Raw genomic sequence first — 12,752 nt, 5'->3', positions numbered from 1 at the left:
TAATAACGTTAATGAAGACCAATGAACAAGTAGAAAAATTCAGACAAATTGTAAAAAACAAATTTCAGATCTATAATAGCCTTTTCATGAGCCTTCCATACGATAAAATGACCAATATCGGAATGCTCTTACCTTTTCTCCATGAAGAGAGTAAAGAAGGCTACGAAAATGGAAAATCTCCGATGGAGGTAATGAAACATTTCTTCGACAGCCATACAGACCTGAAAACAGAAGAGGAACGAATAGATCTTCTGTTCCGTATTATTCAGTATGTAGAAAGACAGGTAGTATTATTCGACAGTATCGAGGATTCGGCATTTTCTACACTAAATGCCAATACTGATCCCGGAACTGTCCGTAATTTGTATGAAGTTGCATCCCAACAGGGAAAACTGCAAATTATTAAAGAGAAAATGGAACAATTTGGTGTTAAAGTTGTGTTTACAGCACACCCGACACAATTTTATTCCAATTCCGTACAATCCATTCTCCATGATCTGAATCAGGCTATAAAATCCGATTCAGTTACCAATATCGATATGCTCCTGCAGCAGTTGGGGATGACATCATTTATCAATCAGGAAAAGCCAACACCTTATGACGAGGCTCAGAGTATTATCTATTATCTGCGCTATGTTTATTATGATACTCTGGGAGAGTTGTACCGGGATACCAAACGTATTTTTGATGATGCTGACATAAATCCGCATTTATTCCAGTTAGGCTTTTGGCCTGGAGGAGACAGAGACGGTAACCCTTTCGTAACTGCAGAAATTACTCAGAGAGTATCATCCGAGTTGAGACTGGCTATCCTTAAATGCTATTACGAGCACCTTAAAAAGCTCCGTAAAAGAATTACTTTCCCCAAAGTCACTGAAATGTTGAGACAAATTAGTGAAAGGGTGTATCAGAATATTTTTGAGAATAAATATGATCTTACTGCCGGAGAATTCAAAAGAGCTTTACAGGATATAAGACATGAAGTAAAAGAAAATAATAACGGATTGTTTATTGATAAAATTGACGATCTGATAGGCCGTATAGATTTATTTGGGATCTATTTCGCTTCGCTGGATGTTCGCCAGAACAGTAAAATCCATTACAAAGCGCTGGAGCAGATTTTTGAAAAAGAGTTTGGTAAAGATTACCATGCATTGAATGAAGACGAAAAATTGAATCTGCTTCTCAACACTTCTTTACAGGTTAATCCTGAAAATTATAGTGATGATATAGTAAAAGATACACTGAAAAACATCTATCAGGTAAAAGATATTCAGAAGCTAAATGGAGAGCAAAGCATTCACCGTTATATTATTTCTGATAGTTCTTCTATTTATGACGTTCTGAATGTTTATGCCTTATTCAAATATTGTGGTTATGCCGATAAGGATATAAAAATAGATATTGTTCCGCTGTTCGAAACCATAGAAGGCTTTGAAAATGCAGAGGCAACAATGAACAGGCTTTATAACCTTGCTCAGTATAAAGAACATCTGAATCGCCGTAATGGCAGACAATTTATTATGCTTGGATTTTCAGACGGAACAAAAGATGCTGGGTATATAAAAGCAAACTGGGATATTTATACTACCAAAGAAGTATTGTCAAGGGTTTCGGATGAAAACGATATCAAGGTAATATTCTTTGATGGCAGAGGCGGACCTCCTGCACGTGGTGGTGGTAAAACACACCAGTTTTATGCAGCGCAGGGGAAAAGTATTGCCAACCACCAGATAGAATTAACAATTCAGGGGCAAACAATTACCAGTGTCTTTGGAACGAAAGATCAGGCAACCTTCAACTTTGAGCAGTTGCTTACTGCCGGATTAGAAAATGAAATTTTCCCTCAGGACAAAATAAATCTAAAAGATTGGGAAAGAGCTTTACTAAATGAGCTTGCCGGCATTAGCTATCAGAAATATAAAGAACTGAAAGATCATTCTCTTTTTGTGCCTTATCTGGAAGAGGTTAGTACACTGAAATATTATGGACGTACCAATATCGGAAGCCGTCCGAGTAAGAGAAATGACGGGCAGCTGGTATTCGAAGATCTGAGAGCAATCCCGTTTGTAGGATCATGGAGTCTGTTGAAGCAGAATGTACCCGGATACTTTGGTGTGGGTACGGCTTTACAAAGATTAAAAGAAGAGGGAAGGCTGGAAGATCTGAAAAAGCTATACAGAGAATCTATGTTCTTCAAGACCCTTATTCAGAATAGTATGATGTCTATGAGTAAGACTTACTTTCCGCTGACCTATTATCTGCGTAATGACAAAGTGTTTGGTGAATTTTGGCAGATCCTGCACAACGAATACCTGCTGACTCATGAAATGCTATTGGAAATAGCCAATTACAAATCTCTGATGGAGGAAGAACCATTGTCTAAGAGTTCTATTAAAATGAGAGAAAATATAGTTCTGCCATTGCTAACCATTCAGCAATATGCTTTACAAAAGATTAAAGAAGAGAATCCGCATAAAGAAACCTATGAAAAGATTGTCACAAGGGCATTATTCGGGAACATTAATGCGAGTCGTAATTCAGCATAGATGTTAATCTAAATAATAAAAAATAAGCTTACTTCGGTAGGCTTATTTTTTTTATAAGCAGATTTCAGTATTAAAAGCGAAGTTTTTTATGTCGTTAATGATAAAGAAATAAGTGTAAAATGCTATTGACAAAAGGGTTTAACATAATTTTTAAGAACTTAAAAATAAAAATAAAGTCATTAATATGTGTTAAATGCATTTAAAGTTAACATAATTGAACATCATGGTATTTTATTTGAAAAATATGAGATATAAAATTCAGTATCATGAAAGCAAAACGTTTAGCCTATATATTGTCAATCGTATCATTATTGACACTAGGCACACAAGCAAAAGCACAGCTTTCCGTTAGTATAAACATTGCTCCTCCGCCAATACCTGTATACACACAGCCAATGCCTCCGTCAGACGGTTATATATGGATTCCAGGTTATTGGGCATACGATCAGTATTCCGGATATTATTGGGTACCTGGCTACTGGACATTGCCACCTTCTATAGGAATGCTTTGGACTCCGGGCTACTGGGGATTTAATAACGGTATGTATGCATGGCATCGCGGCTATTGGGGACCTCGTGTAGGTTTTTATGGCGGAATTAATTACGGCTTCGGTTATTTCGGAACAGGTTTTTCAGGTGGTATGTGGCGTGGAAATACTTATGTATATAATACAGCAGTTACACGGGTAAATACAAACATACACAATACATATATAGACAACCATTACGTAAATAACGCTAACCGGATAAGCTATAACGGAAGAGGAGGGGTGAATATGACTCCTAACCATGACGATCGGCAGTACATGAAACAGCAACGTAGTAGTTCTGTCCCAACAGATGATCAACGAAACCATAATCAGGCAGCCAGAAATAATCCGGATATGCGTTTTGAGAGAAACAATGGAGCAATTAATCAGGATATGCTCAACAGACATAATGATCAGATGAAAGATTTCAGAAATCAGCAAAATCACAACATGCAAATGCCACGACCTGACAGAAACAACTTCAGAGGACCCGGTATGGGAGGAGGAATGCATCAGCCTCACATGCAGAGAGGTGGTGGAGAAGGTGGCAGAAGAAGATAATTTTTTTCATAAATTATATTTTAGGTTATTAAATGGAGATACCCCTCATTATGAGGGGTATCTTACTAAAGAATTAGTATGAATTGAATGTAAGTTTAAAATGTAGTAAGGTCGAATTGTGCTTCCTTGCCGCCAAGGCGGCTAAGGTTTTTAATATTGCTTCGTTTAAGGGTGTTGTTCAGACCTTTGATAGGTTGGATAATATCATTGACCATAATGTATTTGTCTTTAGATCCCAGTTTAAAATAATTGAAATTGGTTACCAGATATTTCTCACCGTTGATGGTTAAAATAAGATTGTCATTACCTTTTTTAGCAGAGTTAACAATCCCATCTGCTTTTCTGTTTTCTTTTATCTGCTCCACGCTAGCTTTTGCGTAGGTATAAGTCAAATTTCTACCCAGGATTTTAGAGAATGCTTCACCTTCTGTATTGTTTTTTTTCATTCCAAAGCAAAAACTCCCTGAAGGATTAGCTAAATTGCTCCAATGGTCATTTTGCGTAAAGCTTTGATATCCGCTTTTTTCGAGTTTTATTTTAAAAAGAACTTCCCCGGTTTTATTTACTGTAAATTTTACTTTGAAATATCCGTTGGAATCGGTTTCTCCGATTTTTTTATTGTTGTTGTCCAGAATTGAAACTTTTTCTATTGGAGACAAACTTTGAGAGTCAACAACAATTCCGGCAAGCTCCATATCTCTGTATTGGACAGTTCTTTCGGCAGCATAAATTTTAAAAGCAAGTACTGTTGCCAAAATACTGATGAGAATATAAATTAATTTGTTCATAGCAGAATGTATTTAAGTTAGTTTTAGAATGTAGCAGGCGGTGCTGTATCGTTATTTAGTTTTTTCTGAATTTCATTTTTTCTTCCCTTTGCAAAGTCATAACCAATACCCAGAATAAACATAGATTTGTTATTGAAAATTTGTGTGTGCCCGGTATAGCTTACAAGGCTCTCCGGTAAAGTTTTAGATTTGTATTCTGAAGGCATTCCCCACCAGTACATTCCGGTACTGAAGCTCCAGTTATTATGTTTATAATTAGCAAAAATATGGTTGGCATTCTCGTTAGTACTCAAAAACGCACCGTTCAGTGTGTAATATGGAATAGTATATTGATACTGAATATTGAAAGACTTATATTCTGAAGAAATCACAAAGTAGTTTCCTAAGTAATTATTTTTAAGAACGGCTCCGGAACCGGTCTTGAATAGTTCTGATGCTGGTGAGAAAACAACTTTCACTACGAGTAGATTATTTCCAAAAGGCTTTACTGAACCAGTTAACTGCATTCCATATTGCTGAGAATATTGTGCATTTTCATAGGTTAGCATATAACCTCCAAAGGTTGGATCTGCAACATACATCTGGTTAATGGCACGATCTCTGTGCCAAAAAAACAGATTTGCATTGATATCGAAATACTTATTGTTCATAGAATATATAAGATTATTACCCCATGAACGTTGCGTTTTCAGATAAGGATTTCCGCTTCTTACAATGTTTGGGACTACCTGTACTACATTGCTGCTTAAAGCAGAACTCGAAGGGCTTCTAGGAACGTAGCTGCTTGTAAATCTTAAACTCTGGTTTTTAGTTAACTGATAGCCCAAAATTAATTTTGGAGTAATGGTCCACTCATTATTCGTTATTTCAGCACTTTGGTTATGAATATTAGTTAAACCCAGGCCTACTCTGTACATTAATTTGTTTTTCTTCCCCGAGAATTCCGTATAGAAATATTGTTCCAGGTAATTCACCTCATAATAAGAGTTACCTTGCAAATTTTGTAAATTATTAGATATTGCATTATTGGAAATTCTGTAACCAGAACTTAGCTTTCCAATACTAAAATCATGTGTGTGTGCTATTTCTCCAACAAGGCTTGTTTGCTTTGCTTTAAGGTTCATATCATTATCAAATACACTCTGATTATTGGCAATAACCCATTCTTTTGATAATTCAGCAGAATTAGTGGTGTATTTAGAGCCAACGAGATTAATACTTAACTCATCTTTTTTACCCAGATTTTTAGAGAAATATAAGTCTATTGTTGGTTTGTTATAATCTGAAGAGGTATTTCTTAAAGTTCCATGTTCTTCAGTTGATGTATCTTTTGTAAAGGCATTAAGTCCGTTAGCTTTTGAGAAGCTTGTTGAAAGATCAAGGTTTAGTTTTGCCTGAAAAGCATAATTCCCGGTTAGAATATTGTTATAACGTAGTGTAATTCCTTGGGTCGTGTAACCAAAATGATCCTTTCTTTTCTCTTCCGAGCTATAATGGTTACCGTTTAACATATAATCATATGTATTTCTAAACTGTCGGTTATCATAATCTCTTAGGTTAAAGGTATAATCCATTCCCAGATTATTTCGCCCTTTGGTATAATTGGCATAAGCTGACCCATTCACAAATCCTGTGTTAAGAGCTGAAGTCGCTTCTAATCCGAATACATAACCAGTTTCCGGATTTCTTGTAAGGATATTGACAACTGTATCAGCACGTGTTGCCCATCGGGTTGGTGGATTGTCATAATATTCTACTTTAATTACATCTTCAGGCTTTACGGTACGCACTTGCATCTCGGTAGCTTCGACTCCGTTAATCAGTAATAATATTGTCCCACCTTTTATACTTGCAACCGAATTGGAAATCGGATCAAACTGAAGTTCAGGTAAGGTTTTCAGAAGATCGTTTGCATAACGGGCTCGTTTTAAAGCTTCTTCACTGAATGTATATACTGCTTTGTCCACAAATTGTTTTTTGCGTTGTGATTTAAGGATTACTTCCTGTATTTCCTTGCTCTGTTGTAACGTGTCTTTTGTGGTTTTCGTCTCCTGCGCCGTAATCAGTAATCCAGTTAATGCTGCAGCTAGTGTTATTAGTTTTTTCATATTAGTTATTTACCTAATGTTTTAGTTATACAATTTTATCACTAAAATATTAGTTATGCAAATTTTCCAATTAAATTTTTAAAAATGTAAAATCTAATTTTTGGTAATTATTTTTTCTTACCTATATTAATGTTAAAAGAATACCAAAAAATAAATGGTATTATTATTTACTTTAAATCAGTAAGTTGCATTTTAAAAAAAAGTTGACAGTGTTCATTTTCGTACACCGGTTGTCCATTTTTGAACATATTTACTGAAGAGGTAAATGTCTGTAAAGCTTTTCTGGTAATAGTTGTGGTTAATGAATGATATAACTCATTTTTATAACAGGTTCTGAAAATAAAATAATAAATTTGTACGATAATAGTCTTACATGAAAAAAATACAGATGGTTGACCTGCAAGGTCAATATCAAAAAATAAAAAACGAAGCAGATGCAGCAGTGTTAAAGGTAATGGAGTCAGCAGCCTTTATCAACGGACCAGAAGTAAAAGAATTCACGACAGAACTACAAAACTACCTTGACGTAAAACACGTTATTCCTTGTGCCAACGGTACCGATGCTTTGCAGATTGCATTAATGGCATTAGACCTTCAGGAAGGAGACGAAGTAATAACAGCAGATTTCACCTTTGCCGCTACGGTAGAGGTGATTCATTTATTAAAGCTAAAGTCTGTTTTGGTAGATGTAGATTACAATACCTTTACAATTGATATTGAAAAGCTGAAAGCTGCAATCACGCCAAAAACTAAAGCTATTATTCCTGTTCATTTATTCGGACAATGTTCCAATATGGAAGAAATACTAAAAGTAGCTAAAGAGCATAATCTCTATGTAATAGAAGACAATGCTCAGGCTATTGGTGCCGATTATACATTCTCCGACGGAACTAAAAAGAAATCCGGAACGATGGGTACTTTAGGTACTACATCTTTCTTCCCGTCTAAAAACCTTGGATGTTATGGAGATGGTGGTGCGATATTTACTAATGATGATGAGTTGGAATATAAAATCCGCGGTATTGTAAACCATGGAATGTACCGCAGATATTATCATGATGAGGTAGGAGTTAATTCCCGTTTAGACAGTGTGCAGGCAGCCGTTCTTAGAATAAAACTAAGACTTCTTGATGAATATGCAAAAGCAAGAAACGAAGCTGCAGCTTATTATGATAATGCATTCGCAAATCATCCGGACATCTTAGTCCCAGAGAGAGCAACAGACTCTACACACGTTTTCCATCAGTATACATTAAGAATCCTAAACGGTAAAAGAAATGAACTTCAGGAGTTTTTAACTTCTAAAGAAATTCCTGCCATGATCTATTATCCGGTAGCTTTAAGAAAGCAGAAGGCTTACTTCCAGGAAAGCGATGATGCAGACTTTGTAAATACTGATAAGTTATTAGATCAGGTAATCTCTTTACCAATGCATACTGAGTTAGATGAAGAGCAGTTGAAGTATATTACCGATGCTGTTTTAGAGTTCATGAAATAAAAACCAAAACTATAACTATGGCAATATTAGTAACAGGAGGACTGGGGTATATAGGTTCGCATACAGTAGTAGAGCTTATCCAGAACAACTTTGATGTTGTAATTATCGATGATCTTTCCAATACCGAGAAAAGAGTTCTGGACGGTATTGAGAAAATTACAGGCGTAAGACCAACATTCTATCCTTTTGATTTAAAAAGAAGAGAGCTGTTAACTCAGGTTTTAGAGGCTCATAAAATTGAAGGCTGTATTCATTTTGCAGCTTATAAAGCAGTAGGAGAGAGTCAGGAAAAGCCAGTTGATTACTACGAAAATAATCTTTTTTCTCTGATCAATATTCTTCAGGAATTTAAAGAGAAAAATATTTCTAACTTTATTTTCAGCTCATCATGTACTGTTTACGGACAAGCAGATGAAATGCCTATTAATGAAGAAACAGAGCTTAAATTACCTGAATCTTCTTATGGGAAAACCAAGCAGATGGGAGAAGAGATTATCAAAGATTTTGCTATTGCCCATCATAAGAAAGTAAGTTTACTAAGATATTTTAATCCTATTGGCGCCCATCCAAGTGCTTTAATCGGAGAGCTGCCTCTTGGTGTTCCTAACAATCTTATTCCTTATGTTAGCCAGACTGCAGCAGGTGTCCGCGAGTATTTAAGTATTTTCGGAAACGATTATCCAACACCAGACGGAACAGCTGTTCGTGATTATATCTATGTAGTGGACTTGGCAAAAGCACACGTTGCTTCTCTTAAAAAGCTAATCGCTGCAGATACTGATACAGTTGTAGATATTTATAACCTTGGAACAGGTAAAGGATCATCTGTATTGGAAGTTGTTAAAAGCTTTGAAACAGCTAATGATGTAGAAGTGAAATATGAGTTTAAACCACGTCGTGACGGTGATATTACAATAGCTTATGCAAATGCATCAAAAGCAGAGGCAGAGCTAGGCTGGAAGGCTGATACAAGTCTTACAGAAGCCCTGAAAACAACATGGCAGTGGCAAAAACATTTGGAAAGCAGAGATTAATAATAAAACAATTTTAGAATCTGTTCACAGAAATATAATCAGACTTCATAATCTTATGCAGAAAATAAAGAAGTTTTTTAGTATTTTTGTGCTCTCGATTCAATAATCATAAAACCTTAATGGTTATTTGTGATTATTAAATAAATAACAATAGTTACACATGAAAGAATTTTCTAAAGAAGTCTACCTGAAATGGTACGAGGATATGACGATGTGGAGACGCTTCGAAGATAAGTGTCGTTCTCTTTATTTGAAGCAGAAAATCAGAGGTTTCTTACACCTTTACAACGGTCAGGAGGCAATCCCTGCAGGTTTTACACATGCAATGGATTTAACCAAAGACAGTATGATTACTGCGTACAGATGTCATATCCATCCAATGGCAATGGGGGTTGATCCTAAAAGAATTATGGCGGAATTATGTGGTAAAGTTACCGGTACTTCACATGGTATGGGTGGTTCTATGCACATTTTTAGCAAAGAGCACCGTTTTTACGGAGGTCACGGTATTGTAGGTGGCCAGATTCCATTAGGAGCAGGTATCGCTTTTGGAGATAAATATTTCAAAACTGGTGGTGTAAACATCTGTTTCTTCGGAGATGGTGCTGCACGTCAAGGATCTCTTCACGAGACTTTCAACATGGCAATGAACTGGAAACTTCCGGTAGTATTTGTTGTGGAGAACAACCAGTATGCAATGGGTACTTCTGTAAAAAGAACTTCAAACCACGAAGATATTTACAAATTAGGTTTAGGATATGAAATGCCTTGTATGCCTGTAGATGCTATGGATCCTGAAAAAGTTGCTGAAGCTGCTTTCGAAGCTATCGAAAGAGCAAGAAGAGGAGAAGGACCAACATTCTTAGAAGCTAGAACTTACCGTTACAGAGGTCACTCTATGTCTGATGCTGAGCCATACAGAACTAAAGAAGAAGTAGGGATGATGAAGAATGAAGACCCTATCGAGTTAGTGAAGAGCAGAATTCTTGAAAACAATTGGGCTACTGAATCTGAATTAGAAGCTATCGACGAAAAGTCTAAAGAATTTGTTGAAGAGTGTGTAGAATTCATGGAAAACTCTGCATATCCAGATTTATCTCAGGTTTATGACTTTGTATACTCAGAGCCAGACTATCCATTCATTGATAAACTAGAAAACTAATAACGATATTAATTTAGAATTTGAGTATAAAGTATTTTATAATCTCAATTCTCAAATTTCAAATTTTTAAATAAAGAAAATTATGGCAGAAGTAATCACAATGCCGCGTCTTTCGGATACTATGACGGAAGGTAAGGTTTCAAAATGGCATAAAAATGTAGGTGATACGGTTAAAGAAGGAGATCTTCTTGCTGAAATCGAAACTGATAAAGCAGTACAGGACTTTGAATCTGAAATCAACGGAACATTACTTTATCAGGGTGTTGCTGAAGGTGGTCAAGCTCCTGTAGATACTGTTTTATGTATTATTGGTAAAGAAGGCGAAGATATTTCAGCATTAATCGGTGGCGCACCTGCAAAAGAAGAAGCTCCTGCACAGGCAGCAGCAAAACCTGCAGCAGCTGAATCTACTGCTTCAGCAGAAGTACCTGCTGGTGTAGAAATTATCACAATGCCTCGTCTTTCTGATACAATGACAGAAGGTAAAGTTGCTAAATGGCACAAGAATGTTGGTGATGCAGTAAAAGAAGGAGATATTCTAGCAGAAATTGAAACCGATAAAGCGGTACAGGATTTCGAATCTGAATTCAACGGAACATTACTTTATCAAGGGGTAGCTGAATCTGGTGCAGCATTAGTTGACACTGTTTTAGCAATTATTGGTCCTGCAGGAACAGATGTTTCTGGATTAACTTCAGGAAAACCTGCGGCTAAATCCGATGCGGCTCCGGCGGCATCTGAAAAGCCAGTTGCAACTCAGCCAAAAGAAGAAGTTGTTGCAGCTTCATCTACAGGTGACAGAGTAGCAATTTCTCCATTAGCACGTAAAATTGCTTCAGATAAAGGAATCGATATTTCAGATGTTAAAGGTTCAGGTGATGGTGGTAGAATCGTGAAGAAAGACGTTGAAAATTATCAACCTTCTACACAGGCTGCTACAGCTGCAACGGCAGCTCCTGCTAAAGCTGTAGTTAACTTTGTAGCTGGTGAAGATACTGAAACTCCAAACTCTCAGGTTCGTAACGTGATCGCGAAAAGACTTTCTGAAAGTAAATTCACGGCTCCTCATTACTACCTGATGGTGGAAATTAATATGGATAAAGCTATTGCAGCAAGAAAAGAGATCAACAGCTTGCCAGATACTAAAGTATCTTTCAACGATATGATTATTAAGGCTACTGCAATTGCTTTAAGAAAGCATCCACAAGTAAACAGCTCATGGGCAGGTGATAAGATCATTCACCGTGGAAACATCAACATTGGTGTAGCTGTGGCTATTCCAGACGGGTTAGTAGTTCCTGTGTTGAAGAATACAGATCATATGTCTTACTCTGAAATTTCGGCTTCAGTAAAAGATATGGCTGCAAGAGCTAAAAACAAAGGTCTTAAAGCTAACGAAATGGAAGGAAGTACTTTCTCTATTTCTAACCTTGGAATGTTCGGTATCGAAACATTTACAAGTATTATCAATCAGCCAAATGCTGCTATTCTTTCAGTAGGTGCTATCATCGAGAAGCCTGTTGTTAAAGATGGTCAGATTGTAGTTGGTAATACGATGAAGCTTTCATTAGCTTGTGACCACAGAGTGGTTGATGGTGCTACAGGTGCTCAGTTCTTACAAACTTTAAGAACTTACCTTGAAAATCCATTAAGCTTATTGGTATAAAAGTTCAACAAAATAATAGAAAAAAGCCTTCTTCTTCATTGAGGAGGGCTTTTTTCGTTTATAAAAAGTGTTTATGATTTCTACTCAGGCCTGACTACGGGAGTTGTTAATTGTTTTCTTTTCCAATATTCCGGATTAATGAGTTTGTTCATTAATATCCGGGCCATAATATATTTAAATCTCAGTTTTCCTTTATAATTTTTTGTAGTCATTCTAAATGAAACATCTGGATCTTTTAAAATCACTCTGCGTACTGCTGCTGTATAAATAGAAGGCCCAGTAGTGGCGTGTACGTTATGTGGGTATTTATTATGCTGAATATTGTGTACAATAAATCTTATAGTTTCTTTCAGAAATGGGTGCCCTTTCTCATAAAACATGGCCCATTGTGCATATACTTTGTTATTTTTTTCATAAGTAAGAATAGCTTTATCATCGGGTTGTATAAACGTATTGAGATCAATCAGAATATCACTGTCGATGTCCAGATATACCCCTCCTTTTTTATATAATATTGCATAACGGAAAAAATCTGCTTTTGCAGCTCCTATCTGAAGCCTGGAATATGCATGATAAATATCAGAAGGAAAGTTATTTTTTATAAAAAAATCAACCTGTTCATCGTTATAAAATTCATATTGAAAATCTTTATTTTTTCGTCTGAATCTCCATATGATAAAATGAGTATACCAAGGAATTTTATCTTTATAAGTTTGATAGATAACTTTTGGAATTGCCATCTTTATTTTAGTTTTTAATATAATAATACAAAAATAAATAAAAAGACTGCTTATTTAATAATACAGGAGTTATTGTTTAAAAAATATATGTTTTGGTAAAGAAATATTAATATTAT

At 35.9% G+C, this 12,752-nt stretch carries 9 protein-coding genes; 6 read left to right on the top strand and 3 right to left on the bottom strand.

All coding sequences use genetic code 11. The features are described 5' to 3' along the window. Positions 1–11: 11 nt before the first annotated feature. Together ATE49_RS06250 and ATE49_RS06245 are read left to right on the top strand one after the other, a co-directional pair. Entirely contained in the window at positions 12–2,549 is a 2,538-nt protein-coding gene (locus ATE49_RS06250; RefSeq protein WP_065081472.1) for a phosphoenolpyruvate carboxylase, read from the top strand. 266 nt (positions 2,550–2,815) lie between these two features. After that, positions 2,816–3,640 (top strand): YXWGXW repeat-containing protein, encoded by an 825-nt coding sequence (locus tag ATE49_RS06245; RefSeq protein WP_065081471.1) that lies wholly within the window; start codon positions 2,816–2,818, stop codon positions 3,638–3,640. A 95-nt stretch (positions 3,641–3,735) separates the two neighbouring features. Here ATE49_RS06245 and ATE49_RS06240 read toward each other — a convergent pair whose 3' ends face one another. Together ATE49_RS06240 and ATE49_RS06235 are read right to left on the bottom strand one after the other, a co-directional pair. Continuing rightward, entirely contained in the window at positions 3,736–4,428 is a 693-nt protein-coding gene (locus ATE49_RS06240; protein WP_065081470.1) for a hypothetical protein, read from the bottom strand. 23 nt (positions 4,429–4,451) lie between these two features. Beyond that, positions 4,452–6,536 (bottom strand): TonB-dependent receptor domain-containing protein, encoded by a 2,085-nt coding sequence (locus ATE49_RS06235; protein WP_065081469.1) that lies wholly within the window; start codon positions 6,534–6,536, stop codon positions 4,452–4,454. Between the two features lie 373 nt (positions 6,537–6,909). Between ATE49_RS06235 and ATE49_RS06230 the strand changes: the two genes are divergently transcribed. The 4 genes from ATE49_RS06230 to ATE49_RS06215 all read left to right on the top strand — a co-directional run bounded on the left by ATE49_RS06230 (position 6,910) and on the right by ATE49_RS06215 (position 11,896). After that, positions 6,910–8,034 carry a DegT/DnrJ/EryC1/StrS family aminotransferase gene (locus tag ATE49_RS06230; protein ID WP_065081468.1) on the top strand — a complete coding sequence of 375 codons (1,125 nt, stop codon included), beginning with the start codon at positions 6,910–6,912 and terminating at the stop codon, positions 8,032–8,034. Between the two features lie 17 nt (positions 8,035–8,051). Further along, positions 8,052–9,068 carry a UDP-glucose 4-epimerase GalE gene (gene galE, locus ATE49_RS06225; RefSeq protein ID WP_045179646.1) on the top strand — a complete coding sequence of 339 codons (1,017 nt, stop codon included), beginning with the start codon at positions 8,052–8,054 and terminating at the stop codon, positions 9,066–9,068. 160 nt (positions 9,069–9,228) lie between these two features. Then, positions 9,229–10,230 carry a pyruvate dehydrogenase (acetyl-transferring) E1 component subunit alpha gene (pdhA, locus tag ATE49_RS06220; protein ID WP_034867329.1) on the top strand — a complete coding sequence of 334 codons (1,002 nt, stop codon included), beginning with the start codon at positions 9,229–9,231 and terminating at the stop codon, positions 10,228–10,230. A gap of 82 nt (positions 10,231–10,312) precedes the next feature. After that, positions 10,313–11,896, top strand: coding sequence for a 2-oxo acid dehydrogenase subunit E2 (locus ATE49_RS06215; protein ID WP_065081467.1), 1,584 nt, complete (start codon positions 10,313–10,315; stop codon positions 11,894–11,896). 80 nt (positions 11,897–11,976) lie between these two features. On the opposite strand, the gene ATE49_RS06210 is transcribed toward ATE49_RS06215, so the two are convergent. Further along, entirely contained in the window at positions 11,977–12,636 is a 660-nt protein-coding gene (locus tag ATE49_RS06210) for a glycosyltransferase family 32 protein (protein WP_065081466.1), read from the bottom strand. Between the last annotated feature and the right edge of the window lie 116 nt (positions 12,637–12,752).

This window comes from Elizabethkingia miricola, from assembly GCF_001675285.1.
In the GTDB taxonomy this organism is placed as follows: Bacteria; Bacteroidota; Bacteroidia; order Flavobacteriales; family Weeksellaceae; genus Elizabethkingia; species Elizabethkingia miricola.
Note: the sequence above shows the minus strand (reverse complement) of the source record. Positions and strands in the feature narration are given on the sequence as shown.